This window comes from Rhizobium sp. Root483D2 (assembly GCF_001426685.1).
GTDB classification, from domain to species: Bacteria; Pseudomonadota; Alphaproteobacteria; order Rhizobiales; family Rhizobiaceae; genus Pararhizobium; species Pararhizobium qamdonense.
Genome location: NZ_LMFB01000008.1, coordinates 87,246 through 113,806 on the forward strand (window position 1 = coordinate 87,246; position 26,561 = coordinate 113,806).

Genomic DNA, 26,561 nt, shown 5'->3' on the forward strand with positions numbered 1-26,561 from the left:
ATTATACAATTGTATAGCAAAGAATGAGACGAGGACTATCCGCATGATCAGTACCGGCATGTATCTGACGAAACTGCTCACCTCCTATGGCGTCGATACCGTCTTTGGTATTCCGGGCGTGCATACGGTCGAGCTCTATCGCGGGCTGGCGGGCAGCGCGATCCGGCATGTGACGCCACGCCACGAGCAGGGGGCGGGGTTCATGGCGGATGGTTATGCGCGCGCGACCGGCAAGCCGGGCGTCTGTTTCATCATCACCGGGCCGGGCATGACCAATATCGTCACCGCGATGGGGCAGGCTTACGGTGACAGCATACCGATGCTGGTGATCTCGACCGTCAATGCACACGGCCGGATGGGATCAGGAGAAGGCTGGCTGCATGAGCTGCCCAACCAGCAGGCGCTGGTCAGCGGCGTCTCGGCCTTCAGCTGCACCGTCAACCGGCCGGAGGATCTTGCGCCGGCTTTGGCGCGCGGCTTTGCGATCTTCGACAGTGCCCGGCCGAGGCCCGTTCATATCGAGCTTCCGATCAATGTCATGCTGGCTCCGGCGGATCATCTGACCGTTGCGGACAACCCGTTGCGCCTGTCGCGGCCGGCGGGGGATGCAGGTGCCTTGAGCATGGCGGCAGCGGTTCTGGATGCGGCCAAGGCACCGGTGATCTTGGCAGGAGGTGGCGCCATTGGTGCGGCGGCGCAGATCCGGGCGCTGGCCGAAAGGCTCGATGCGCCGGTGGTGATGACCACCAATGGCCGGGGCATTCTGCCGCCGGGGCATACGCTGGCGGTCAATTTTTCTGCCAGCATGCCGGCCACCCGTGCGCTGATCGAGGCGGCCGATGTGGTGCTCGGCATCGGCACGGAGCTTGGAGCCACCGATTACGACATGTACGAGGACGGGTTCTTTTCCATTCCCGGAACCTTTATTCGCGTCGATATCGACCCGGCACAACTGATGCGGACGCGCGCGCCCGAAATCGGCATTGTCGGTGATTCAGCGGCATGCGCAGCCGGATTGGCAGCTCTGGTGTCCGTGCGTGTGCATGACGGTGCCCTGCGCGCGGCTGAAGTCGAAACGCGCGTCCATCACGATATTCCCGCCGCCATGATCAACGATCTGATCATTCTGGAGGCGATCCGTGATACGTTGCCCGGCGTGCTGATCGCCGGGGATTCCACCCAGCTGGTCTATGCCGGGAATACCGCTTATGTGGCGGCCTCGCCCGGCTCCTATTTCAATTCGGCGACCGGTTACGGCACGCTTGGCTATGGCCTGCCTGCCGGCATCGGCGCCAAGATCGGGCAGCCGGACCGTCCGGTGGTGGTGCTGGCGGGCGATGGCGGCTTGCAGTTTTCGCTCGCCGAGCTTGCGTCTGCGATGGAGGCGAAGGCGCCTGTCATCCTCATGCTGCACGACAATGGCGGTTACGGCGAGATTAAGTCCTATATGGTGGCGAAGAACATCCCACCGCTCGGCGTCGATCTGCACACTCCCGATTTCATCGCCATCGGCCGTGCCTATGGCTGGCATGCGCAGCGGCTGGAAAGCTTTAAGGGCTTGAAACCGGCGCTGGAGGCGGCGGCAAAACGGGATGTGCCAACGATGCTGGTGTTCGGCGACGATTTTCGCGCTGAGGCCGCAGCTGAAGGAGCGTAAGGCATTCATCCAGCAGGCTGCACCCGGGCAAGCGACATTGCGGCATAGCCGGCCGATGTCAGAACGATGATGACGCAGACATAGATATCCGCAGTCATGGTCAGCCCGACGGCGCGCGACAGGAAGCCAGCCAGAATGGCGGGAATGCTGAAGGCCAGATAGCTCTGGACATAATAGGCCGACAGCAGACCGGCGCGTTCTTCCGGCTTGGCTAGCGGCATGATCGTGCTGACCGCACCGAGGAAGCAGGCGCCGAAACCGGTTCCGGCGATGATCGTGCCGGCAAACAACAGAGCCACCCAGCCGGTATGGACGCCGGCGACGACGATCAGCAGTCCGATCATCATGGTGAAAACGCCGAGCGTGAGATTGGCACGGGCGGGCTTCTGGCGGCGGAAGAAGACGGCGAGCGCGCCGCTCAGCGTCAGGGCCGCGACCGTCAGGCCGCCTGTCATCGGCGAATGATTGCCGGTGGCGGCACCCACGAGCGACGGCATCAGCGAGAGATAGAAACCGCCAAGCGACCAGATCGAGATGTTGATGGGCGTGATCGCCATCAGCGACGGGCGGACCTGCGGCGGTACGCCGACATGCGGACGCAGCGATGCCAGCGCGCCGGGCTTGGACATAGCCGTTTCGGGAACGCTCCACACGAAGACGGCCTGCGCCAGCAAGGCTGCAAACAGCACGAGATAGACGAGACGCATCGGATCGGGCGCAAACTGCACGAGCGCGCCGGCACCCAGCGCACCCACCGCCATGCCGAGCAGCGGCGAGATGCTGTTGACGATCGGGCCGCTTGTCTTGTTGGCATCGACCAGGGCCGCGCCGATGGCGCCGCTTGCAGCCCCGGTGGCGATGCCCTGCACGATGCGGGCGGCGATCAGCCAGGAGGGGCTGTCTGCCAGCATGAACAGGAGCATGGCGGCAGCCTGTAAGAGGATGGCAGCGAAGATGACGGGGCGCCGGCCGATATGATCGGACAGGGAGCCGACGATCAACAGCGTCGTCAGCAGGCTGAACGCATAGACGCTGAAGATGAAGGTGAGCAGGATCGGCGAGAAATGCCAGCTCACCTGATAGAGATGATAAAGCGGGGTGGGCGCAGCCGAGGCGGCGAGGAACGTGATCAGGGTTGCCGCGTGAAAGCTCAGCGCCCACAGCCGCTTGGCGGGTGAAAAATCGCCGAAAACCGGTTCACTTTTGCTCGACATGGCACTATTGTCCCTAAAAGCTAAAATATTGCGTTAGCTCTTGTAACGCGACTGCGATATAAAAGCAAATTATTTGCTTTAGCGATGGTGCTGATAACATTGAGCGGAGATGGCGCCGATGAACATACGGGAAAATATCCGGCCGGGCGGACGCAGCGCTCGCGTGCAGGCCTCGGTGCACCAGGCTGTGCGCAGTCTTCTGGTGGCGATGGACCGCAGCGACGTGACCATCCCGCTGATTGCAGCCGAAGCCGGCGTCACGCCCTCGACGATCTACCGGCGCTGGGGCGACCTGCAGGAGCTTCTGGCCGACGTTGCCGTCGAGCGGCTGCGCCCGGATGCACCGCCCAAGGATACCGGGTCGGCGCGCACCGATCTGATGCAATGGGCGGAACAATATGCCGACGAAATGGCCTCCGGGCCTGGCCGCGCCATGATCCGCGATGTCCTGTCCAGCGTCGCAACCGACAGCCGCAACGCCGGAAAATGCTGCGGCTATACCCGCGAACAGCTGCAGGTCATCGCCGGCCGCGCGCGGGAGCGCGGCGAAGACTTTCCGGATGTGGAGACAGTGATCGACGCCGTGGTCGCCCCGATCATGTACCGCATCCTCTTTGCCGATGCACCGCCCACCGCCAGCAAGGTATCAGCGCTGATCGAGCGGATGATGCCGCAATGGCGTTCGAGCGCTTCGTCTTGAACTTGGCTTGCCAATGTAATACCTTTGTAAAAACAATCCTTACCGAGGTGCAGCATGAGCGCGACAGTGACGACGAAAGGGCAGGTGACCATTCCCAAGCCGGTGCGCGATTTTCTCGGCATCGTGCCGGGAACGCGGGTGGATTTTCAGCGCAGCCCCGACGGCAGCGTCGTCCTGACGCGCGCCGACGAAAAACGCCCTGCCAGCCGCTTCAGCAAGCTGCGCGGCCATGCGGGCAAGGGCTTGAGCACCGATGCCATCATGGCGCTGACGCGCGGTGATGAGTGACGCTGATCGATACCAATATTCTGCTCGATGTGGTGACGGACGACCCCAACTGGTCGGACTGGTCGATCGACCAGCTGGAGGCCGCTGCCCTGCGCGGTCCGCTGCTGATCAATGATGTCGTCTATGCCGAACTGGCGGTGCGCTACGAGCGGATCGAAAGGCTAGAGGCGTTTTTATCCGAAGCCGGGATCGAGATTGCGGCGATGCCACGCGCGGCATTGTTCCTTGCCGGAAAAGTCTTTCAGACATACCGCAAAGCGGGTGGTTCGCGCGCCGGCGTCCTGCCGGATTTCTTTATCGGCGCGCATGCGGCCGTTGAGCGGCTAGCGCTGTTGACGCGGGATAGGGCGCGCTACAGGACATATTTTCCGACCGTGGTGCTGATCACGCCCGACCGGTAGGGCACGGGACGCCCTGAAAGAAAAAGCCGGGCAAACGCTGCCCGGCCCGTTATTTCTCAAATCATCCCCGCTTCCGGCGGGATCGGTTTTTCCTTTGGCCTGTAGCCGAACGAGCGCAGCGCGACGTAGAAGACCGGGGTGAGGAACAGGCCGAGGATGGTCACGCCGAGCATGCCGGAGAAGACGGCGGTGCCGAGAGACTGGCGCATTTCGGCGCCGGGGCCTGTGGCGATCATCAGCGGCACGACGCCGAGAATGAAGGCGAAGGCGGTCATCAGGATCGGCCGCAGGCGCAGGCGGCTGGCCTCGATGGCGGCATTGACCGGGTTCATGCCCTCATCCTGCGCTTGCCGCGCAAACTCGACGATCAGGATCGCATTCTTGGCCGCAAGGCCGATCAGCACGATCAGTCCGATCTGGGTCAGGATATTGTTGTCCTGGCCGCGCAGATGAACGCCGATCAGAGCGGCAAGCACGGCCATCGGCACGACGAGGATGATCGCCAGCGGCAATATCCAGCTTTCATATTGGGCCGATAGCGCCAGGAACACGAAGATCACCGAGAGGGCGAAGATGAAGATCGCCGTATTGCCGGTATTGCGCTCTTGGAAGGCAAGGTCCGTCCATTCGAACGAGGTGCCAGGCGGCAGGATCTGGGCGGCCAGTCCCTCCATCTTGTCGAGGGCCGCGCCGGTCGAGATGCCGGGTGCCGGATTGCCCTGGATCGGGACAGACACATACATATTGTAGCGCTGGACGAGCGCAGGGCCTGTGGTATCGCGGATATCGACAAGCGTTCCGAGCGGCACCAGCGCCCCGGTGGCGGAGCGCACCTTCAGGGCGAGAATGTCTTCCCGGTCCAGCCTATATTGCTGATCGGCCTGCGCGCGCACCTGATAGACGCGCCCGAAAGCATTGAAGTCGTTGACATAGGACGTGCCGAGGTTGATCGACAGGGTCTCAAAGATATTGGGGATCGGCACGCTCAGCGCCCGCGCCTTGTCGCGGTCGATCGCCAGAAAATATTGCGGGCTGGAGGCGGAGAAAGTGGTGAAGACACCGGTCAGCCCCTTCGTCTGGTTGGCGGCACCCATCATCTGATAGGCAAGGCCCAGGGCCCGGCGCATGTCGGAGCTTTCGCGGTCGACGATCTGCATCTTGAAGCCGCCGGAATTGCCGATACCGCGGATGGATGGCGGCGGCACGGCGATGATGAAGGCTTCCTCGATGCTCTGCATCGAACCGTAGAGCTGGCCGATGATCTGGTTGGCGCTATAGCCGTGTTTCAGGCGTTCCTCGAACGTGTCGAAGGCGGCAAAGACCACGCCGGAATTGGACGCATTGGTAAAGGTCGCGCCGTTGAAGCCGGAGAAGGCGACGGCGTTCTTGACACCCGGCACCTTGAGGATCATATGGGACGCGCGCTGGATGACGGCGTCGGTGCGGGCAAGCGAGGCGCCTTCGGGCAATTGCACGACGACGATCGCATAGCCCTGGTCCATCGTCGGCACGAAGCCGCGCGGCACGATCTGCGCCATGTACCAGGTCGCCGCCAGCAATCCGAAAAACACGATCAGGCTGGCGCCGAGCGCGATCCGCGTCGAGACCAGATGATGGACAACCCAGGAATAGCCCCTGGTCATCCGGTCGAAACCGGAGTTGAACCCATTGGCAAGGCCTCTGGCGACGCGCGTCAAAGGATTGCGGGTTTCGTGGTGGTCCTGATGCGGACGCAGGATCAAGGCAGCAAGAGCGGGCGACAGCGTCAGCGAATTCAAGGCGGAAATCGCCGTTGCCACGGAAATTGTCACCGCGAATTGCAGGTAGAACTGCCCGGAAATGCCGGGGATGAACGCAGTCGGCACGAAGACTGCGATCAGCACCAGCGAGATGGCGATGACGGCGGTGCCGACCTCGTCCATCGTCACATGCGCCGCCTGTTTGGGCGTCATTCCCTTGGAGAGATTTCGCTCGACATTTTCCACCACAACGATGGCGTCATCCACGACGATGCCGATTGCCAGAACCAGACCGAACAGGGTTAGCATATTGAGCGAGAAGCCGAAGGCCAGCAACAGCGCGAAAGTTCCGATCAGCGACACAGGGATGGCGACGATCGGGATCAGCGCGGTGCGCCAGGACTGCAGGAAGATCAGCACGACGATGGCGACCAGAATGGCCGCTTCGAGGATGGTCTTGTAGACCTCGTTGATGGATTCGGAGATGAACTCCGTCGGATTGTAGACGATGGTATATTCGAGACCGGGCGGGAAATCCTTCTTCAGGGTTTCCATCGTCCCCTTGATCTGTTCGGCAGCTTCCAGGGCATTGGTGCCAGGGCGCGAGAAGATGCCCATGGCGACGGCGGCCTTGCCGTTCAGGTAACTGTTGGTGACGTAGTCCTTGGCGCCAAGCTCGATGCGGGCGACATCCTGCAACTGCACGAGACGTCCGCTCGCCGTCGATTTGACGATGACATAGCGGAACTGCCGGGCATCGCTGAAGCGGCCCTCGGTGGTGACCGTATACTGGAAGGCATTGGTGCCCGCGTTCGGCGGCCCGCCGATCGAGCCGCCGGACACCTGGACGTTCTGATCGCGCAACGACTGCACGACATCGCCGGAGGTCATGCCGTAGGAGGCAAGCTTTTCCGGATCGAGCCAGATGCGCAGCGCATATTCGCGTTCGCCGAACAGGATGACGTCACCCACGCCTTCCAGCCTCACCAGCTGATCGCGAGCGCGGCTGCGGGCATAGTTGGAGACATAGAGCTGGTCGTAGCGGTCATTCGGCGAGATGAGATGGACGACCATCATCAGGTCTGGCGAGCTTTTCGCCGTGGTCACCCCGATGCGGCGGACCTCTTCCGGCAGGCGCGGCTCGGCGATCGAGACGCGGTTCTGCACCAGCACCTGCGCCTTGTCGAGATCGGTGCCGAGCTTGAAGGTGACGGTGAGCGCCATCGAACCGTCCGCTGTCGAATAGGAGGACATGTAGAGCATGTCCTCGACGCCGTTGATTTCCTGTTCCAACGGGGTGGAGACCGTATCGGCGATGGTCTCGGCATCGGCTCCGGGATAGGCGGTGCGGATGACGATGGTCGGCGGCGCGATCTCCGGATATTGGGCGATCGGCAGCTGAAAATAGGCGATGCCGCCGACGATCAGGAGCACGATCGACAGGACCGATGCGAAGATCGGCCTGTCCACGAAGAAATGGGCAAATCTCATTGGCCGTTCTCCACAGCCACTGCTTCCGGCGGCAGGACAACCAGTTTCGGATCGACGATCACGCCTGGTCTCAACCGCATCAGGCCGTTGACGACGATGGTCTCGTCGCCGGTCATGCCTTCGCGGATCACCCGGTAACCGTAGAGTTTCGGTCCGATGCGAACGGGTTTGGTGGTGAAGCTGCCATCCTCGGCAACAACATAGACGACGCGCTGATCTTGGTCGGAACCGACGGCTTCATCGGGCACGAGAATGCCCTTGTAGGTATTGGACGCATTGACCTCGACGCGGCCAAACAGGCCAGGCTGCAGCACGAATTGCGGATTGTCGAAACGGGCGCGCACCCGCATCGTGCCGGTTTCCTGATCGACGCGGTTTTCGGCGAAATCCAGTTTGCCCTTGAAGGGTTTTTCGGTGCGGTCGGCGATGGTCACGGAGACCTCCAGCGCGCCGCCGCCTTCCTGCAGGTCGCTGCCATGTTCGCGGGCGACACGGGCATAGTTCAACAGCCGGCGTTCGTCGACATCGAAGTAGAAGTCGATCGGATCGAGCGACACGATCGTCGTCAAGGCGGTCTGGTCGGCCTGCACCAGGTTGCCGACCGAGATCAGCCGCCGGTCGATGCGGCCGCCAAGCGGGGCGACGATCGTGGTATATTCCATATCGAGCTTGGCGCGGGCGAGACTTGCCTCGGCGCCGCGCAGATTGGCCTGGCCGGACTGCAGCTCGCGGCGGCGGTCATCGAGGGTGGAGATCGAAAGCGTGCCTTTCTGCACCAGGGCTTCGGTACGGTTGAATTCCGATTCCGCGAAGGTCAGTGTTGATTTTGCCACTTCCTGCGCCGATGTCGCGACATCAAGCGCTGTTTTGAAGGGGCGCTGGTCGATGACGAAAAGCGGATCGCCCTTCTTCACCATCGCGCCATCCTTGAAATTGACCTGGTCGAGATAACCGCCGACCCGCGAGCGCAGGGTGACTTCATCGACGGCTTCAAAGCGGCCGATGAACTCGTCGCTATCGACGACATCGCGCACAACCGGTTTGGCCACAGTGACCGGGGCTTTCTGTTGTTCCTGTGCGAAGGAGGGGCCCGCGGTCAGGGTCGTGGAGAAAAGCAGTATTGCCGGAACAAGCCAGTATCGTAGCATTGATAAGCCCCCTGAAGCGCATGAAACACGTTTCCCCGCACGGGTGCACGGGTCAGTTCACGACGTTTTTGAGTGGTCAGCCTTGCCGGACTTAACGTGATTTCGGGCAGTCTGGGCACGGGTATGACCAAGTCGCGGTTCGTTCAAAATCAGCAAATATTTCAAGTCGGTAGATGCTTTGCCCGTTGGCTGCCCCCGGCTTTGACGCCACAGCCCTGTCAAACAGGCAATGCTATTTCATTTGTAGCTTACATCATTCGCACCGCGTGTCATCACGGAAAAGACACGATCGGAGAACGGGGTGGCTTTTCAGGCTTTGTGTCTTTCGTCATGCGAAAAGCCACACCCGGATATCCGTATTTTCATTCCCGCTAATCTGCCCGGGCGATTTTCGCTTGGAGCTGATGGGCGGTCCAGCCGGCGAAGGAGCCGAGCCCGCTGACGGCGGCAAGCTCTGAAAAGGCAAGCATGCCCGGTTCGAGATGGGCGGCGAAGAAAGTGATCAGGCCAAGGAAATAGGCTGGAATGTTGTTGATGGGGGCCGCCGCCCGCAACGAGACGACGATAACAGCCACGACAAAGACGACGGCGCCGAAGGCGAACGGCCCGATCAGCGGCAATAATGCGCCGACGGCAAGGGCGGCCCCGGTTCCGATCGCGATGCCGATGGCAAGGCACAGGTAGCTGTAGAGCGCGTCCTTGCCGGAATGGCCGCAGGTAAAGAATGCAACCCAGCCCATGAACATCGCCCAGACCGGCCAGCCGAGGCTGGCGGAGGTGGTTGCGGCGATGGCTGCGGTCAGGGCGGCTGCAAGCGTCAGGACGGTGAAGCGTAGAGATGCCGGGCCGGGGGGCGCCTTGATATCGGAGGTCATTGTCTTCTCCTTTGAGATGTTTGGAGCCAAGGCCGGTTCGACACGAAACCGGCGAGTTGCGGTTCAGCCGTTACCGGCAGGTGTCAGGAGATCGGTCAGGCCGATATTGCGGAACATTTCAGCCCTGACGCGGTCGGCAACGCCGTTGACGATTTCGGCACCATCCTGCGATGGATCGATATGGACGCGGAATGGGCGCGTGCCGAAGGGCCTGTTGACGATATTGACAATGGCCTCAGCAACGGAAGCCGGATCGGCATCGGCAGGCTCCAGAGCTGCGAGACCTTTCAACGCCTTTTCTGCCACGCCCTTGTAAGGGCCGCCGTTATATTCTGCGGCACGGGCTTCGTCCGCCGGCGAGCCGGAATGGGCGAAATGGTTGGTGCCTTTGGTAAAAGCGCCGGGCACGACGATCGATGTTTCGATGCCCCAGCGGGTGAGCTCCGCCGCATAGGAGACGGCGAGCGAATCCATCGCGGCCTTTGCGGCAAAGTAGGGGGCCAGATAAGGCGGTGTGCCGCCGCGTGTGGAAGAGGACGAGACCCAGACGACCAGGCCCTGGCCCCGCTTGCGCATATGCGGGAGTGCCGCGCGGTTGATCCGCTGGGTGGACAGGACGTTGATGTCGTAGAGTTCGGCAAACTGCTCCGGCGTGAAGGCTTCGGCGGGACCGAAGGACATATGGCCTGCATTGTGGATGACGACGTCGAGACGGCCGGCATCCGCGATGATTTCAGCGATCCCTTCCTCGACGGAGGCATCGGCGGTGACGTCAAGTTCGACGGAGCGCAGATCGACACCGTGCTCAGTGGCAAACGCTGCCGCATCGGCGACGGCTTTGGCATTGCGGGTTCCGGTGGCGCGCATGCCGGCATAAACCGTATGGCCTTCTGTTGCGAGCGCCCTGGCGGCCATGGCACCGAAGCCGCTGGAAGCGCCGGTGATGACGATGATGTGCTTGCTCATGGTCCTGTTCCTTCGGAAAAATAGGTGGGCGGGGGGCCGTTGATCTCTGGGCCTTCGACGGCGAATGGGGAGGCGCGGATCAAAGTGCGACGCTCCCTGGGAAGGCTCGGTTGACGCTCAGACCATGCCGCCATTGGCGCGCAGGACCTGGCCGTTGATCCAGGCGCCATCGGGGCCAGCGAGGAATGCGACGGCGGAGGCGATATCTTCTGGCGTGCCAAGGCGTTCCAGCGGGTTCATCTTCGCCATGCGGGCGATCAGCTCTTCGCTCTTGCCGTTGAGAAAGAGATCGGTGGCTGTCGGGCCGGGCGCCACCGCATTGACCGTGATCGAGCGGCCGCGCAGCTCCTTCGACAGGATGGCGGTCAGCGTTTCGACGGCGGCCTTGGTGGCGGCATAGACGCTGTAATTCTCAAGCTTCAGGCCAACGACGCTGGTCGAGAAATTGATGATCCGGCCGCCGTCGCGCAGGCGTCTTGCCGCTTCCCGCAGCGTGTTGAACGTGCCCTTGAGATTGACGGCGATCTGGCGGTCGAACAGGGCGTCGCTGCTGTCGGCGAGCGATGAAAGCGTCATGATGCCGGCATTGTTGACGAGCACATCGACGCCGCCAAAGGCTGTTTGCGTGGCGTCGAACATCTGGCGGACCGCTTCCGCGTCGCTGACATCGGCCTTTGCGGTCAGTGCGCGGCCGCCGCGGTCTTCGATTTTCCGCGCCAGGATTTCAGCGGGTGCGGCATCGCCCGAATAGTTGAGGACGACGGTGAAACCATCCGCAGCGAGACGTTCGGCAATGGCTGCGCCGATGCCGCGCGAGGCGCCGGTGACGATGGCGATCCTGTTGCTGTTATCCGGCATTGTCTTTCTCCTTGGTTAACCACGCCACAGCGCGTTTTTGATGAGGAGAAGATGCCGCTTTTCATTCTGCGGATAATTAGCCATTATTCGGCATCACTATTCGAAATTGGCGAACAATCCGCGATGGACAGATTTGAAGCGATGCGGGTGTTTTCGCGCGTGGTGGAGCGGCGCAGTTTCACGCTGGCAGCCGAAGACACCGGCCTGCCGCGCTCGACCGTGACCGACGCGGTCAAGCAGCTGGAAGCGCGCCTCGGGGTCCGTCTTCTCCAGCGCACCACACGCCATGTCAGCCCGACGCTCGATGGCGAAGCCTATTATCGCCGCTGTCTGACCATTCTCTCCGATATCGAGGATGCGGAGGGCGCCTTTGCAGGGGCCAAGCCGAAGGGCCTGTTGCGGGTCGATGTACACGGCAAGCTCGCCCGGCATTTCGTCCTGCCGGGATTGCCGGCGTTCCTGCAGGAATTTCCGGATATCCAGATCTATATGAGCGAAGGCGACAGGCTGGTCGATCTGATCCGCGAGGGGATCGATTGCGTGCTGCGGGTCGGCGACCTGCAGGATAGCGACATGATCGCGCGGCGCGTCGCCCTTCTGGAAGAGGTGACCTGCGTCTCGCCGGCCTATCTCGCCCGCTTTGGCCTGCCGAAGAGTATCGACGATCTGGGTGGCCACCAGATGGTCGGCTTCTGGTCGACGGCGATCGGCGGCCTGCTGCCGCTGGAGTTTACCGTGGATGGCACTGTCCGCACCGTTTCGCTGCCGTCCACGGTGTCCGTCAACGGTGCCGATATGCTGGCGGCGGCGGCAAGGCTGGGGCTCGGCATCATGCAGGCGCCGCGCTATTCGCTGGAGGAGGATTTGAGGCAGGGCACGCTCGTCGCCGTCCTTCCCGACAATCCGCCGACCCGCACGCCTGTGTCGCTGCTTTACCCCCGCAGCCGTCAGCTTTCGCCGCGCGTGCGCGTCTTCATCGATTGGCTGTCGCGCGAATTTGTCACACGCCAGGACGATATGTAAAAAGACACTTGTTTAGCCTTGCCGTCCGGCTGCAGCTTCCCCACATGGGGCGGCAACGTCACGAGGCTCCCCCTCACATATCTCCCCGCATGGCCGGTAGACCGGCCCCGTTTCTGAATTCGATTCCGGATCGATCGGTTATGCGATAGACGTGTGAATGTGGGCAGGAATCAGGGAAATCGATATGAACGCCAACGATATCAGCGAGATTTCCGCCTGGTTGACGACGCAGGGCCTGAAGGGCACCGACGAAATGGACATCGTCAACGGCTTCTGCCAGCGCGTTCGCGAGGCAGGCATGCGGCTCGATCGTGGCCTGGCGCTGATCGATACGCTGCACCCGGTCTATGAAGGGCGGGCCTTCCAGTGGGACAGCCAGGAGCCGGTGAAAACGGCCTTCGAATATGGCCCCACCAATGAGGGCGTTTCGGCCGATAACTGGGAGCGATCCGCGTTCTTTCACTTACGTGAAAACAATCAGAATGAGCTGCGCCGGCGGCTTGGTTTCGGCGATCCCGCCGATTTCTACATGCTGGATGTGATGCTGGCGGCCGGGCATAAAGACTATATCGCGATGATCCATCGCTTTGCCCAGGAAAGCCATATCGGCGATATGGACTGTTTCTATTCGCATTGGACCACCACGGATGAAGAGGGGTTTCGCGACGAGGATCTCGCAGCGCTGCGGCAGCTGGTTCCGGTGCTGGCGCTGGCGATCAAGTCGGGATCGCTGACCCGTATTTCGCGGACCATTGCCGAAGTCTATCTCGGCGAAGATGCGGCAAAGCAGGTGCTCGAAGGCCGCATCTCGCGCGGCAAGGCCGAGCGGATTTCCGCCGTTTTATGGTTCTCCGACCTGCAGAACTACACGCGCATTTCCGATAACCTGCCGCCCGACGAAATCATCCCCTTTCTCAACGATTATGCCGATGCGGTAATCTCCTCCATTCACGAGGCCGGCGGCAATGTGCTGAAACTGATCGGCGACGGCACGCTGGCGATCTTCAAGGCAGAGGAACGCGAGGACGCCTGCGGCCGGGCGCTGCTCGCCGAACAGAACCTGCGCGCCAAACTGAAAGGCCTGAACGAGCTGCGCCTGCTGGAGGGGCGGCCCGTCACCGAGGTCTATCTCGGGCTGCATATCGGCGATGTCTTCTACGGCAATATCGGCTCCAGCGACCGGCTGGATTTCACGGTGATCGGCCCGGCCGTCAACGAGGTCAGCCGCATTGCCTCCATGTGCCGCTTCGTCGATCGCAGCGTGATCATGTCGTCGCAATTCGTGGCTGCCGCACCGCCGCCGCGCAATTCGGAAGTGGTGTCCATCGGCCGATATGCCCTGCGCGGCGTCAAGCGTGCGCAGGAACTGTTCACCCTGATGCCGGTGGAAGCTCCAGCGGTCGAATAGGCCGCAGGCGGCAGCGTCTTTGCGGTACTCGGCGCTATCTTTTTTCTGGGATGGAGAAACGGATATCCGCGACCGAGGCGACGACGATGATTTCGTCGCCGAGCGACCATTCTGCTGATCGTGCGGCCATGGCGGCTGGAACCAGTCCAGAACCGCCGGGGCCGGGCGGGACGTCATAGGTTGCGTGGCCGTCATGCGGCAGGATGACACCATAGCCGCGCTGCATCGCGCCCCGAGCCGTCGCGGCCACGCACATCTCCGAGAGGACGCCGCAAAGCGCCAGGGTCTGAATACCAAGCCCGGTGAGGATATCGTCCAGTCCGGTTTGTTCGAAGCCATTGTCCATGGTTTTTCTGACGACGATTTCATGTGCACGTGGCGGGAAGTGCAATTCCCAGCCCGGTTGATGCGGCGCATCCACCGTGCCGGGTGCACCGTCATTCTGCAGGAAGATGACTGGGGTTGTCGCAGCGCGCGCGGCATCGATAGCGGCTTGGACCGCCTCAAGCAGCGCGGCATGTCCTGGAACGGCTGCATTGCCAGTGACGAATGCCGCCTGCATATCAACGATTAGAAGTGCTTCCGCCTGCTGCACGGCTACTCCAAAAAAGTCTTTTTGGCCGAACTTCTCTCACAAACGCTTGCTTATGTGGAAATTACTGAATTGCCGGGCAATGTCAAAACCGCAAGCCACCGCTGTGCCCTATGAAATCAGACCTTCTGACCAGCCTCGTTGAAGAAATGCAGGTTTGTCACCGGTAGCCTGACATTGACCTCGCCGTGCATGCCAAGGAAACGGCGGTCGAGCGTGAAGGCCTTGAAGGCGACGGGGCCGAGTTTCAGGTGGACGATGATGCCGAAGCCGGTCGGCTCGACCAGATCGACGGTCGCTGCGAGCACATCCGGGCCCTCGGCGCCGAGAACCACATGTTCCGGCCGGATGCCGAGGGTGGCGCGGCTGCCATCTTCGAGATTGGCGGTGCCACCGAGCGGCAAGACGATGCCGCCGGTCAGAGCGAAATTTGCGGTCTCGCCGGCCGCCATGTAGCGGCCTTCGAAGAAGTTCATGCCCGGCGAGCCGATGAAGCCGGCGACGAAGAGGTTGGCGGGGTTGTCATAGAGTTCGAGCGGGCTGCCGACCTGCTGAATAATGCCGCCATGCATGGCGACGATCCGGTCGGCCAGCGTCATGGCTTCGATCTGGTCGTGGGTGACGTAGATCGAGGTAGCGCCGAGGTCCTGGTGCAGCTTCTTGATCTCGGCGCGCATCTGCTCGCGCAGGCGGGCATCGAGGTTGGACAGCGGTTCGTCGAACAGGAAGGCCTTGGGCTCGCGCACGATGGCGCGGCCCATGGCGACGCGCTGGCGCTGGCCGCCGGACAGAGCTTTCGGACGCCGTTCCATCAAAGGGTCGAGCCCGAGCTTGCTGGCAGCACCGGCAACCACGGAGGCGATCTTTTCCTTGGCGGTTTTTCTGAGGCGCAGGCTGTAGCTCATGTTTTTCGCCACGCTCATATGCGGATAGAGCGCGTAGGACTGGAACACCATGGCAATGTCGCGGTCTTTCGGGGCAAGGTCGTTGACGCGTTTGCCGTCGATGCGGATTTCGCCTGACGTGACCGCTTCCAGACCGGCGATCATCCGCAGCAGCGTGGACTTGCCGCAGCCCGACGGGCCGACCAGGACGACGAACTCGCCATCCTTGATCTCAAGATCGACACCATGCAGCACCGGGTGGATGCCATAGGACTTGCGGATAGCGGCGATATCGATGGATGCCATGGGATCAGCCTTTCACGGCGCCGGCCGTCAGGCCCTGCACGAGGTAACGTTGGATCAACAGGAAGAACAGGCAGGCCGGGATGAGCGCCATGACGCCCGCCGCCATCATCTGTCCGAAATCGACCGAGAATTTGGACACGAAGGACAGGAGCCCAACGGGGAAAGTCGCCGCATCATTGCCGGAGATCAGCATCAGCGAGAACAGGAGTTCGCTCCAGGCGGCCGTGAAGACGAAGCCGAGGGTCGCGGCGATACCCGGCAGCGTCAGCGGCAGAATGATTTGGCGGAAGGCAACGAACTGGGTGGCGCCGTCGATCATCGCGGCCTCCTCGAGATCCTTCGGGATGCCGTCGAAGAAGGACTGCATCAGGAACGTCGCGAACGGCACGTTGAAGGCGGTGTAGACGATGACGAGGCCGGTCAGGCTGTTGGTGAGGCCGAGCGGCGAGAGGATCTTGAAGATGGGTGCCACCAGCATGACCAGCGGGAACATCTGCGTAAGCAGCATCAACGTCACGATCCAGTATTTGCCGCGGAAATTGAAGCGCGACATGGCATAGCCGGCCAGCGAAGCGAGTATCGTGACGATGATCGCGGTGGAGCCGGAAACGATCAGGCTGTTCTTGAAGAAGGTCGGGAATTCGCTGTGTTTCAGCACGAAATCGAAATGCTCGAAACTTGTCCGCGACGGCCACATCCGGATGCCTTCGGAATAGAGCAGCTTGTTGGGCGTGACCGAAACTTTGAGGAGCCAGTAGAGCGGAAACAGCGCGAAGACGACATAGGCGAGAATGGCCAGACGATGCGCGAGAACGGAGAGGATGCGTGTGCCGGTCATGATCTCAATCCTTGCTCAGGAGCCACTGCCGCAGGATCACGATCAGCATCGAATAGGTGATCAGCAGCACAAGCAGGACCAGTGCGATGGCTGAGGCATAGCCGAAATCCAGCCGCTTGAAGGCTTGCGTGAAAATATAGCTGGCGACGATCTGGCTGCGGTCGGCCGGGCCGCCATTGGTCATGACGATGATCAGGTCGGCGAAATTGGAGATCCAGACTGTGCGCAGGAGAACGGTGATGGCAATGGTCGGGGCGAGAAAGGGCAGGGTGATCGAGACGAAACGCTGCACCGGACCGGCGCCGTCAATGCTGGCCGCTTCATAGAGGTCACGCGGGATCGCCTGCAGCGCTGCCAGAAGCGTGATGGCGAAGAAGGGAATTCCCCACCAGACATTGGCAATGATCGGCCCCCACATGGAGAGGTGCGGATCGGAGAGGATATTGGACGGCTCGCTCATGAGTCCCATCGCAAACAGCCAATGCGGAATGGGGCCGACGACGGGATTGAACAGCCAGGCCCAGTTGAGGCCGGCTAGAAAGCTGGGAACGGCCCACGGCAGGAAGACCAAAGCCTGGACGATAGCGCGGCCATAGAAGGGCTTGTCGAGCAAAAGCGCGAGGATCAGGCCGAAGACGAATTGCAGGAGCACCGACCAGCCCGTCCACCACAGCGTGTTCTTCAGGGCCCGGTAGAAATTCTGGTCTTCATAAAGCGTGCGGAAATGATCGAGCCCGATAAAGCCGCCGGAAAAGGGATTGAGCAGCTGGATATCGCGGAAGGCATAGGAAATGCCGAGCACCAGCGGCACCAGCATGACGGTGACGATCAGGATCAGCGCGGGCGCGCTATAGAGATAGGGCGCGGAGGCATCGGCAAGCCGCTTTTTCAGCGGCCGCTGATCCCTGTGCGCGCCGCAATTGCGGGCTGCTGCTTGTGAGGCCATCGTCAGATATTTCCGTTTCATAGCTGTTCGCGGAGTTCGGCATTCAAGGGCGCACGCTTGCTCGCAGGCAACACCCCCTCTAGCCTGTCGGCCATCTCCCCCACAAGGGAGGAGAAAACTCGGGGTAAACCTCTCGCCTCAAGCCTTGGGCAGTGCGGTGTCCGAGCCCCTCCCCCTTGTGGGGAGGGGTTGGGGAGGGGCACGCCTCAGCACAGTCCTTGGCTTACTTTTTCGCAAGGAACTTTTGTTGCGCCTTGGTCATATAGTCAGCCCATTGCTTGGCCATCTCTTCCGGCGTGATATCGCCGAGCATGGCTTCCTGGCTGGTCTTGATCGCCATGGAATCCTTGAAGAAGGCGAATTCTTCGAGGTAAGTCGGCATCACCGTCGGAACCGCGTCCTTGTCGGCCAATTCCTCGAACCAGCCCTTGAACTGATCGGTGGCAAAGAAGGGGTCCTTCTCGGCTGATTTGAGCGCGGGCAGGGCGCCGATCTTCTTGTTCCACTCGATATTGCCTTCCGGGCCTTCGAGCGTGGCGATCAGCTTCCAGGACAGGTCCTTGTTGGCGCTGGCCGACATCATCGACCAGCCGGCAAAACCGATGGTCGGGAAGGTCTTGCCGGAGGGTCCCTTCGGCATGGTCGTGATGCCGTAATCGGCGGCGTCCATGCGTTCGGCAATGGCGATCAGCGCATCCGGATCCTGGTCGAGCATCGCGCAGGTGCCGGTGTAGAAGCCGGCGACGATTTCGTTGAAGCCCCAGTTGACGCTGTCCTTCGGCGCATAGCCGTTCTTGTAGAGGTCGGTCATCCAGGTAAAGCCCTTGACCCAGCCTTCCTCCGAAAACTTGGATGTGCCATCGGCATTGAAATAGGTGTTGTCGCCCGCCATGGTGGCGCCCATCATCATCCAGCCGTTGAGGCCGCCCGGACCGCCGCGCATGCAATAGGCATATTTGCCCGGCAGCTTCTTGATCTTTTCGGCGGCGGCGACAAAGTCGTCCATCGTCTTTGGCGGGCCATCGACACCGGCTTCGGCGAAGATCTTCTTGTTGTAGAACATCGCCCGCAGATAGAAGCCGTAGGGCAGCATATACGCCGTGTCCTTGACGTCGCGGCCGAGTTCCAGCGCGCGATCCGTCAGTTCCGGCGTCTGGTCCCAGGTCTTGAGATAAGGCTCCAGGCTTTCGAGCATGCCGTTATTGGCGTAGAGCGACAGCCAGGTATCCGGCATTTCCATCACATCCGGGATTTCACCTGCCGACACCATCGTGGCGAACTTCTGGAAGGCTTCGCCCCAGGGCAGCGAGATGATCTCGACCGTGGTGCCGGGATTGGCGGCTTCGAACTTGGCGACGATCGACTTCAGCGTCTCGGTGCGTTCCGGGCTGGTGATGACTTCAACCAGTTTCAGCTTGGTGTCGGCGAGCGCTGTGCCTGCCATCAGCGTGGCGACCAAGGTCGCGGCAATCAGTTTCCTCATTTTCGTTTCCCTTTTATTGTTCAAGTGGTTTGCTTGCTGTCGTGTCAGCCTATCGAGGCGGCTGTGATTGCCGCTTCAATATCGCTCCAGAGGGCCTCCGTTCCCTCCAGGCCGACATGGAGCCTTACCGACCGCGGGCTGATGCCGAAGGCGACCGCGGAATTGGGTTGTGCTTTTTGTGAAAGGACGACTTCGCCCGGTACGATCAGGCTTTCGTGGCCGCCCCAGCTGACACCGAGCTTGAACAGCTCAAGGTGATCGGAGAAGGTGCGGACATTGACGCCGTCCTTGAAAATGAACGAGAATAGGCCGGACGTGCCCTTGAGGCCTGGAGCCAGCTGATTGGCAAGGCCCGGATAGCAGACCGTCTCAATCGCATCGTGCGCCTGCAGGCGCTTGGCGATTTCGACGGCCGATTGCTCATGCGCCTTCATGCGGATCGGCAACGTGCGCATGCCGCGGATCAGAAGCCAGGCATCGAACGGCGACAGCTTGCCGCCGAGATAGGGATAGGCTTCCGAGCGGATGCGGCCAATCAACTCTTTGGAGCCCGCAACGACACCGGCGACGACATCGCTGTGGCCACCAAGATATTTTGAGGCCGAATGGATGACGAGATCGACACCGAGCGCGATCGGCTGCTGGAAGACCGGGCTTGCCCAGCTATTGTCGATGGCACTGATGACGCCATGGCGCTTGGCGAGCGCTGCAAGGGCTGCGACGTCATGCGTTTGCATGACCCAGCTTGTCGGGCTTTCGAGATAGAGAAACTTTGCGCCTGGCAGGGCCTTGGCGACCTCTTCCTCGTCGCGGCCATCGACATAGGTCACCTCGATGCCCATGCGCTTGAAGAAGGTGCCGAACAGGCGGTAGGCATCAGGATAAAGATGCTTGACGGCAACGATGCGGTCTCCGGGCTCAACGAAGGACAGCACCGTCGATGAGATGGCCGACATGCCGCTGGCAAAGCCGATGGCGTCTTCGGCGCCTTCGAGTTTCGCCAGCATGTCCTCGAAAATCCGCACGGTCGGGTTCAGGCCGCGCGTATAGATCGGCCGGACCTTTTCGCCGCGATAGGAAGCGACCATGTCGTCATAATCGGTGAAGGTGAACAGCGACGTCTGCACGATCGGCGGCACGACGGCATCATAGGCATTGCTCACGTCATGGGCGACGATGAGGGAGGCTTCTTCGAACGGATCGAACCCGTTGCTCATTTGGACATTTCCTTGATGTCTTCCTCGACGATCGCGAGGATTTTCAGTGTTTCGCTGCGGGCGGCTTCAGGGTCCTGGGCCGCGATCGCATCGAAGAGAGTGCGGTGGAACGGAAAGGAGCGGCGGGCAAAGTCCGGCCGGTCGAAAGGCTTTTCCCAAAAACGCTCGAAAGCGCCGCGCATCTGTTCGAGCAGCTGCTTGAACAGCGGATTGTGGGTGGCGTCGTAAATGGCAAGATGGAAGGCAAGGTCTTCCGGCCCGGATGTGCCCTTGGAGAGATGCACCCGTTCCATCTCGTTGAGCTTCTCCTCGATCATCCGCACGTCCTGCGCTGTGCGGACGCGGGCGGCAACCATGCCGGCTTCCGCCTCGATGCCGCGGCGCACCTGCAGGGTCATCAAAAGCACGTCGCGCAGATGCGTGGTGTCCAGCGACAGAGGCATGTGGATCGTGGTGCCGGAAATCGGCTTCAACAGGTAGGTGCCGCTGCCCTTGCGGGCCTCGACGACGCCGAGTGCCTGGAAATGGCGGATGACTTCGCGGATGGTCGAGCGGCCGACGGCAAGCGCACTCATCAGCTCGCGCTCGGCCGGAAGACGGTCGCCCGGAACAAGGTTGGAGCGCTGGATGTAATCGGCAAGCGCCGCCGTCACCTGCTGCGCCCGGTCGGCCGGGGGCAGGGGGACAAGCGCTGCTCTTGCATCCAAATGCTTCATCGTCCGCTTTCCAGCCGAAACCAGAATTGGTCTGACATCTGAGCAATAGTGCAAATCATGACGCTGCCGTCAAGCGCGTTTATCCGGCGCTGATGAAAGCTGTGTGGAGTAGGGGACACGTTTGGATGGGTGATCCGGTCTGCTGGCACACAAGAGGAAGGGATTCACCAGACAGGGGACGCCGTCCTCCCGCGAAGAACAATAGAACCCAGCCTGTCATTCATTCAGGGAATGTCACTGGGCGTTACTGCCGCTGAATCCGCAAGCCCTGCAGGATAGGTACGGCCGCTCAGCGGTACCGCGTCGATCGCGGCAACCAGTCTGTCCACCAGCAGATTTTCGGCGCGGCTGCCGCGCGCAAACCGCCGGGTGACTAGGTAGACATCGGCGGCGGGCGGGTTTTCGTAGGGCGGCAATTGCCAGAGTTGCCGCGCCTCGATATCGGCGGCGACGACATGGATAGGGAGCGGCCCGAAGCCGAAACCGACTTTGATCAGCCGCTTGACCTCTTCGAGATTGGTGAAAAGACCAAGCACCTGGCCGCTGAAATTTTCCCGCTGCCGCAGCCGGGCGACCGGTGCGAGTGCGCCGCCGAGGTGATCGGTCTTGAAGGATACGTAATCAAGCGTAGCGAGATCGGCAGTCTGCGTCCCGCGTTTGCCGAACAGCGGATGACCGGGGGCGCAGAAAAAGCCGAAATGCTCGCGATAGAGCACGGTGTAGTCCAGTTCCGGGTGCTTTTCATGGGCAAGACAGATGCCGAGGCAGGCTTCGCCGGACAGGACATTCTCGATCACCGTTTGGCTGGCGGAGACCGTGGTGGAGAAACTGACACGCGGAAACGTCCTGTGGAAGTCGGCCAGGAACCGGTCGAGGAACGGGCATTCGATATGGCTGGCAAAGGCCATCTCCACATGGCCGGTCACCAGATCCGGATCGTCCTTCACGAGATCCGGCAGGCCGTTGACGATGTTGAACATGGTCTGGCATTCGGCATAGAGCCGGGTTCCTGCCGGCGTCGTGCGGAAATGGTTGGAGGCGCGGTCGATCAGGCGGCAGGCCATATGCTCTTCGAGGCGGCGCAGCGCATTGCTGATGGTCGGCTGCTTCAGCGACAGCCGGTTGCCCGCAGCCGTCAGGCTCTTTTCCTCGACGATCACCGTGAAGGTGCGCAGGAGGTTCCAGTCGATCTCCCAGACAAAACGGCGTCTTGGGCTGGCCATGGGTCACCTCATTCATTTGGTGAATGCTGGTCCTTCACCTAATGTATTTGTCGGGTGGAGTCCATTGTGGTTTGATCATCGTGGACCGACGACCCAGCGAGGCATGACGTGACCGATCAAGACCCAGTTTTCCCCGATTTCGGATTGACCCCGGAGCAGCGGCACCAGGCCGTTCGCGGTCACTATTACGAATATCCGGGCATGGACGGCGCCCGTGGCGAAATCTGGTGCTACACACGGTCCTATGCCTATGCGCCCGGCGCAATGGTGGACCTGCATATCAGCTCGACCGCGTCCTCCTGCCGTCTGGAAATCGTGCGTGACGGTGCCGCCGAGACCAGCGTTTATGGCACCGACAATATCGAAACGGTCTGGCAGGAAACGCCGGACCAGGTCTCCGTCACCGGCTGTGGCTGGGAGCCCACTTTTAAGTTTCAGGTCCATGACAGCTGGCCATCCGGCGCCTATCGCATCACGCTGACGGCTGAAGGGCGCGACGGCAAGCCGATCCAATGTCACCACATGATCATCGTCCTGCCGAAACCCGGTCCGAAACCCGGCCGCATCCTGCAGGTCGCCGCCACCGGCACCTGGACGGCCTATAATACCTGGGGCGGATCGAACCATTATCAGGGCATTACCGGTCCCAACCGCGACAAATATGCGACTACCGTCAGCATCGAGCGGCCGCTTTGCCGCGGCTTTGTCGTACTGCCGCTGGATGCGCCGCGCGTGCCGCTGGAGGTCAGCCTGCCGCCGGGCACCATCCCGCGGTATCCGCATATGGAATGGGCCTTTGCCAACGGCTATTCGAAGAAATACACCTCGTCCGGCTGGGCAAGCTATGACAGCCAGTTCTTCCGCTGGGCCGAGCGCGAGGGCTATGGCGTCGATCTGGCCAGCCAGCACGAGTTGCACAACAATCCCGGCATTCTCAATGATTACGACTGCGTCGTCTTCGTCGGCCATGACGAATACTGGACCTGGGAAATGCGCGATGCCGTCGATGCCTATGTCGATCAGGGCGGACATGTCGCGCGCTTTGCCGGCAATTTCATGTGGCAGACGCGGCTTGAAGACGAGGGCCAGCGGCAGGTCTGCTACAAATATGTCGCGCGCAAAGAAGACCCGATCTACCAAAGCGGCGATGTCACCCGCGCCACCAATTCCTGGGAAGCGCCGGAGATAGGCCGCCCCGGCGCACTGACTTTCGGGCTCAACGCCACCAATGGTGTCTATTCCGGCTGGGGCGGCTGCGCGCCGCGCGGCGTGCGCGGTTTCCCGATCTACCGGCCGCGTCACTGGGCCTTTGCCGGAACCGGCCTGTTCTACGGCGACCTGCTCGGCGCCGACAGCCATATCTATGGCTACGAAGTCGATGGTCTTGCCTATGAGATTCGCTACGGCCTGCCTTATCCGGCAGCTGACAGCGGCGCGCCGGAGGGGCTGGAAATCCTGGCTCTGGGCATGGCGAGCCAGGTCGAGGAAAGCGATATCCTGACGCGCGAAGATCTGTTTTTCGGCGACGAGGACGGGCGGTTCATTGCCGAGACGCTCTATGGCGAAGCGAGCGACGAGAACATGGAAAAGGTTCGCTACAGCAACGGCATGATCGTCAACTTCAAGCGCGGCAAGGGCGAGGTTTTCCACGCTGGGACCTGCGAATGGGTGGCAGGCCTGCTGCGCCGTGACGCCATGGTCGAGCGCGTCACCGCCAATGTGCTGAACCGCTATCTCAACCGATAATTTCACCAAAGAGCAGAGCATCATGACCATCCAAGCCAATGAGCGGCCCGCATCCCATCTCTTCTACGTGACCCGCCTGCGCCGGCCGCTGGTCGATCGCGCCGAGGGCATTTATTTCTGGACCGCGGACGGCCGCCGCTTCATCGACGGCTCGAGCGGGCCGATGGTCAGCAATATCGGCCACGGCAACCGGCACGTCATCGATGCCATGAAGCGGCAGATGGAGAAGACGAGCTTTGCCTACCGTCTGCATTTTGAAAACGAGCCGGCCGAAGAGCTGGCCCGGCGGCTCGCCGGAAAGATGCCTGGCGATCTCGACCGGATCTTTTTCGTCTCCGGCGGTTCGGAAGCCGTGGAATCGGCAATCAAGCTGGCGCGGCAATGGGCAGTGGCAACCAGCCAGCCGAAGCGCTGGAAAGTGATCTGCCGGTTTCCGTCCTACCATGGCGGCACGATGGGCGCACTTGGCGTGACCGGAGACCTGGCGCTGACTGAAACCTTTGCGCCGCAGATCCAGCCGATGCCGGCCATTCCGGCTCCGACAGCCTACCGCGACCGCGACAACCTGACGATGGAACAGCGCGGCCTGCGTTACGCCGACATGCTGGAGGAGAAAATCCTTGCCGAAGGGCCTGACAGCGTCGTTGCGTTCATCATGGAGCCAATCGGCGGGGCGGCAACGGCAGCGCTTGTCGCACCCGATAGCTATTTTGCGCGCATCCGCGAAATCTGCGACAAATACGGTATCCTGCTGATCCATGACGAGGTGATGAGCGGCGCGGCGCGCACCGGCCGCTATCTCGGCGGCGACCACTGGAACTGCAAGCCTGACATCATCACTCTCTCGAAGGGCATCGGCTCCGGCTACGCCGCGCTTGGCGCCATGGTTGCCTCGTCCAAGCTGGTCAAGCCAGTGCTCGACATGGGCGGCTTCCAGCATGGCTATACCTATGCCGGCAATCCGCTGGCCTGCGCTGCCGGTCTGGCTGTGCTTGAGGAAATGGAACGGCTTGGCGTCGAAGCCAATGCGGCTGCGATGGGGGATCTGCTGAAATCCGAACTGGAGGGGCTTTCCAGGCGCTTCCCCTTTATAGCCGGCGTGCGCGGCAAGGGGCTGTTGATCGGCGCCGATCTCGTCGCCGATCCTGTGACCTTTAAATCCTTTCCGAAATCACAGGCGACCAACCAGCGGCTGCTCGATATCGCCTATGAAAAAGGCCTCATCCTCTATTCGCGCCGTATCCGCGGCGATGGCTACGAGGCCGACAATCTCATTCTGGCCCCGCCGCTGATCATCACGGCTCAGGAAATCGGCGATATGGTCTCGATCCTTGGCGATAGTTTCGAGCAGCTGGCACGTGAACTCGACCTGCCGGTGAACGGCTGAGAGCGCGATCATGAAGAACAAAGTCATCATCACCTGCGCCGTCACCGGCTCCGTCCACACACCGTCGATGAGCCCCTATCTGCCGGTCACGCCGGACGAGATCGCCGGACAGGCGATCGCTGCGGCCGAAGCCGGCGCGTCGATCCTGCATCTGCATGCCCGCAATCCAACGGATGGCCGCCCGACCGCCGATCCCGCCGTGTTCATGCAATTCCTGCCACGCATCAAGCAGTCGACGGATGCCGTCATCAATATTTCCACCGGCGGCAGCTCGCTGATGACGCTGGACGAGCGCCTGGCCGCCTCGCTCCAGGCACAGCCGGAAATGTGCTCGCTCAACATGGGCTCGATGAATTTCGGTATTTTCCCGCTCGCCAAGCCCGGCATGGAATGGCAACACGACTGGGAGCCGCAGCTGCTGGAGGCGACGCGCGGCACGATCTTCAAGAACACCTTTGCCGATATCGAAGATATTCTCAAACGGCTGGGCGAGGGGTGCGGCACGCGTTTCGAATTCGAATGCTATGATGTCGGCCATCTCTATTCGCTGAAGCATTTCTACGATCGCGGGCTGGTGAAAGGCCCGCTGTTCATCCAGTTCGTGCTGGGAATTCTCGGCGGCATCGGCGCCGATCCCGACAATCTCAGCCATATGAAGCGCATTGCCGACAAGCTGTTCGGCGCGGACTATCGCTTCTCTGTTCTGGCGGCCGGCCGCCAGCAGATGCCGCTGATCACCATGGGAGCGGCGATGGGCGGCAATGTGCGGGTCGGGCTCGAAGACAGCCTCTATCTCGGGCGCGGTGAACTGGCCAAATCCAATGCGGACCAGGTGAGCCGCATCCGCACCATTCTTGAAGCCCTGTCGCTGGACGTCGCGACCCCCGGCGAGGCGCGCGCGATGCTGGCGCTCAAGGGCGGCGATCGGGTGGGCTTCTGATGGCGGAGCATTCGAACCCGCCCGTAACGATCCGCGTTGCGGCCGCCGAGGACGTGCATCTCATCCATGCCGGCCTGCTCATCATCGCCCGGCATCTCGATGCGGAAGGCAAGGTGACTGCGACGCCGGAAGACCTGCGCAAGCATGGTTTCGGGCCAAAGCCTGCCTTCACCGTTCTGCTGGCGGAATCCGGTGGCGAATTTGCCGGCATGTGTCTGTTTTTTCCAAGCTTTTCCACATGGCGCGGCTGCACCGGCGCCTATATCCAGGATATTGCCGTCGAAGAACGCTTTCGCGGCACAGGGGTCGGCGTGGCGCTCCTGCGCCACACGGCAGCGCATGTCCGCACCGAGGGGGGCCGCTATCTGCGCCTGTCGGTCGAAGCGAAGAATGTCTCGGCGCAGCATTTTTATGAGCGGATGGGGCTTGCCTGGTCCAGCGAGGAGCGCATTCATGCGGCCTATGGCGAGGCTTTCGAAGCGCTGGCCGGAGAGCATGAGAGCGGGGTTTAAGCA

The 26,561-nt window shown here is 61.5% G+C and carries 24 protein-coding genes; 10 read left to right on the top strand and 14 right to left on the bottom strand.

Annotated features, from left to right (window positions below):
- Positions 1-43 precede the first annotated feature (43 nt).
- Positions 44-1,657, top strand: a complete 1,614-nt coding sequence (locus ASD32_RS06310) for a 5-guanidino-2-oxopentanoate decarboxylase (protein WP_060637167.1) — start codon at positions 44-46, stop codon at positions 1,655-1,657.
- A 5-nt stretch (positions 1,658-1,662) separates the two neighbouring features.
- Here the strand turns inward: ASD32_RS06310 and ASD32_RS06315 are convergent, their stop codons facing one another.
- Entirely contained in the window at positions 1,663-2,871 is a 1,209-nt protein-coding gene (locus ASD32_RS06315) for an MFS transporter (RefSeq protein ID WP_060637168.1), read from the bottom strand.
- Between the two features lie 118 nt (positions 2,872-2,989).
- Between ASD32_RS06315 and ASD32_RS06320 the strand changes: the two genes are divergently transcribed.
- From ASD32_RS06320 to ASD32_RS06330, 3 genes are read left to right on the top strand one after another with little or no spacing between them, the layout of a single operon-like run.
- Positions 2,990-3,571, top strand: a complete 582-nt coding sequence (locus ASD32_RS06320) for a TetR/AcrR family transcriptional regulator (RefSeq protein WP_060637238.1) — start codon at positions 2,990-2,992, stop codon at positions 3,569-3,571.
- Positions 3,572-3,625: 54 nt separating this feature from the next.
- Positions 3,626-3,859 carry an AbrB/MazE/SpoVT family DNA-binding domain-containing protein gene (locus ASD32_RS06325; protein WP_060637169.1) on the top strand — a complete coding sequence of 78 codons (234 nt, stop codon included), beginning with the start codon at positions 3,626-3,628 and terminating at the stop codon, positions 3,857-3,859.
- Positions 3,856-4,260: a type II toxin-antitoxin system VapC family toxin gene (locus tag ASD32_RS06330; protein ID WP_060637170.1), complete on the top strand. Its 405-nt coding sequence runs from the start codon at positions 3,856-3,858 to the stop codon at positions 4,258-4,260. Before ASD32_RS06325 ends, ASD32_RS06330 begins: the two co-directional genes overlap by 4 nt.
- A 56-nt stretch (positions 4,261-4,316) precedes the next feature.
- Here ASD32_RS06330 and ASD32_RS06335 read toward each other — a convergent pair whose 3' ends face one another.
- The 5 genes from ASD32_RS06335 to ASD32_RS06355 all read right to left on the bottom strand — a co-directional run bounded on the left by ASD32_RS06335 (position 4,317) and on the right by ASD32_RS06355 (position 11,337).
- The gene (locus ASD32_RS06335; RefSeq protein ID WP_060637171.1) at positions 4,317-7,490 is read right to left on the bottom strand and encodes a multidrug efflux RND transporter permease subunit; all 3,174 of its coding nucleotides are present in this window, start codon (positions 7,488-7,490) and stop codon (positions 4,317-4,319) included.
- Positions 7,487-8,638: an efflux RND transporter periplasmic adaptor subunit gene (locus ASD32_RS06340; protein ID WP_060637172.1), complete on the bottom strand. Its 1,152-nt coding sequence runs from the start codon at positions 8,636-8,638 to the stop codon at positions 7,487-7,489. Before ASD32_RS06340 ends, ASD32_RS06335 begins: the two co-directional genes overlap by 4 nt.
- A 371-nt stretch (positions 8,639-9,009) precedes the next feature.
- Positions 9,010-9,513, bottom strand: a complete 504-nt coding sequence (locus ASD32_RS06345; RefSeq protein WP_060637173.1) for a DUF1097 domain-containing protein — start codon at positions 9,511-9,513, stop codon at positions 9,010-9,012.
- 63 nt (positions 9,514-9,576) lie between these two features.
- Positions 9,577-10,479: an SDR family oxidoreductase gene (locus tag ASD32_RS06350; protein WP_060637174.1), complete on the bottom strand. Its 903-nt coding sequence runs from the start codon at positions 10,477-10,479 to the stop codon at positions 9,577-9,579.
- Between the two features lie 117 nt (positions 10,480-10,596).
- The gene (locus tag ASD32_RS06355; RefSeq protein ID WP_060637175.1) at positions 10,597-11,337 is read right to left on the bottom strand and encodes an SDR family oxidoreductase; all 741 of its coding nucleotides are present in this window, start codon (positions 11,335-11,337) and stop codon (positions 10,597-10,599) included.
- Between the two features lie 123 nt (positions 11,338-11,460).
- Here ASD32_RS06355 and ASD32_RS06360 point away from each other — a divergent pair, with 123 nt between their 5' ends.
- Entirely contained in the window at positions 11,461-12,360 is a 900-nt protein-coding gene (locus ASD32_RS06360; protein ID WP_060637239.1) for a LysR family transcriptional regulator, read from the top strand.
- A gap of 184 nt (positions 12,361-12,544) precedes the next feature.
- On the top strand, positions 12,545-13,768 hold the full coding sequence (locus ASD32_RS06365) for an adenylate/guanylate cyclase domain-containing protein (RefSeq protein ID WP_060637176.1): 1,224 nt from the start codon (positions 12,545-12,547) through the stop codon (positions 13,766-13,768).
- Positions 13,769-13,802: 34 nt separating this feature from the next.
- Here the strand turns inward: ASD32_RS06365 and ASD32_RS06370 are convergent, their stop codons facing one another.
- The 8 genes from ASD32_RS06370 to ASD32_RS06405 all read right to left on the bottom strand — a co-directional run bounded on the left by ASD32_RS06370 (position 13,803) and on the right by ASD32_RS06405 (position 21,973).
- Positions 13,803-14,363, bottom strand: a complete 561-nt coding sequence (locus tag ASD32_RS06370; protein WP_244490114.1) for an isochorismatase family protein — start codon at positions 14,361-14,363, stop codon at positions 13,803-13,805.
- 116 nt (positions 14,364-14,479) lie between these two features.
- Positions 14,480-15,550, bottom strand: coding sequence for a sn-glycerol-3-phosphate ABC transporter ATP-binding protein UgpC (ugpC, locus tag ASD32_RS06375; RefSeq protein ID WP_060637177.1), 1,071 nt, complete (start codon positions 15,548-15,550; stop codon positions 14,480-14,482).
- A 4-nt stretch (positions 15,551-15,554) separates the two neighbouring features.
- Entirely contained in the window at positions 15,555-16,388 is an 834-nt protein-coding gene (locus ASD32_RS06380) for a carbohydrate ABC transporter permease (protein WP_060637178.1), read from the bottom strand.
- Positions 16,389-16,392: 4 nt separating this feature from the next.
- Entirely contained in the window at positions 16,393-17,334 is a 942-nt protein-coding gene (locus tag ASD32_RS06385) for a sugar ABC transporter permease (protein WP_060637179.1), read from the bottom strand.
- Between the two features lie 223 nt (positions 17,335-17,557).
- The gene (locus ASD32_RS06390; RefSeq protein WP_060637180.1) at positions 17,558-18,817 is read right to left on the bottom strand and encodes a sugar ABC transporter substrate-binding protein; all 1,260 of its coding nucleotides are present in this window, start codon (positions 18,815-18,817) and stop codon (positions 17,558-17,560) included.
- A gap of 44 nt (positions 18,818-18,861) precedes the next feature.
- Positions 18,862-20,034 (bottom strand): PLP-dependent transferase, encoded by a 1,173-nt coding sequence (locus tag ASD32_RS06395; protein ID WP_060637181.1) that lies wholly within the window; start codon positions 20,032-20,034, stop codon positions 18,862-18,864.
- Positions 20,031-20,750, bottom strand: a complete 720-nt coding sequence (locus ASD32_RS06400; protein ID WP_060637182.1) for a FadR/GntR family transcriptional regulator — start codon at positions 20,748-20,750, stop codon at positions 20,031-20,033. The genes ASD32_RS06395 and ASD32_RS06400 overlap by 4 nt, the downstream gene beginning before the upstream one ends.
- Positions 20,751-20,974: 224 nt before the next feature.
- Positions 20,975-21,973, bottom strand: a complete 999-nt coding sequence (locus ASD32_RS06405) for a LysR family transcriptional regulator (protein ID WP_082546666.1) — start codon at positions 21,971-21,973, stop codon at positions 20,975-20,977.
- Positions 21,974-22,081: 108 nt separating this feature from the next.
- On the opposite strand from ASD32_RS06405, the gene ASD32_RS06410 reads away from it, so the two are divergent.
- From ASD32_RS06410 to ASD32_RS06425, 4 genes are read left to right on the top strand one after another with little or no spacing between them, the layout of a single operon-like run.
- Positions 22,082-23,719, top strand: coding sequence for a N,N-dimethylformamidase beta subunit family domain-containing protein (locus ASD32_RS06410; RefSeq protein ID WP_060637183.1), 1,638 nt, complete (start codon positions 22,082-22,084; stop codon positions 23,717-23,719).
- 22 nt (positions 23,720-23,741) lie between these two features.
- A complete protein-coding gene (locus ASD32_RS06415; protein WP_060637184.1) occupies positions 23,742-25,106 on the top strand; it encodes an aspartate aminotransferase family protein in 1,365 nt (454 codons plus the stop codon).
- A 7-nt stretch (positions 25,107-25,113) separates the two neighbouring features.
- Positions 25,114-26,046, top strand: coding sequence for a 3-keto-5-aminohexanoate cleavage protein (locus ASD32_RS06420; protein ID WP_156383077.1), 933 nt, complete (start codon positions 25,114-25,116; stop codon positions 26,044-26,046).
- A complete protein-coding gene (locus ASD32_RS06425; protein ID WP_060637186.1) occupies positions 26,046-26,558 on the top strand; it encodes a GNAT family N-acetyltransferase in 513 nt (170 codons plus the stop codon). The genes ASD32_RS06420 and ASD32_RS06425 overlap by 1 nt, the downstream gene beginning before the upstream one ends.
- Positions 26,559-26,561: the final 3 nt, after the last annotated feature.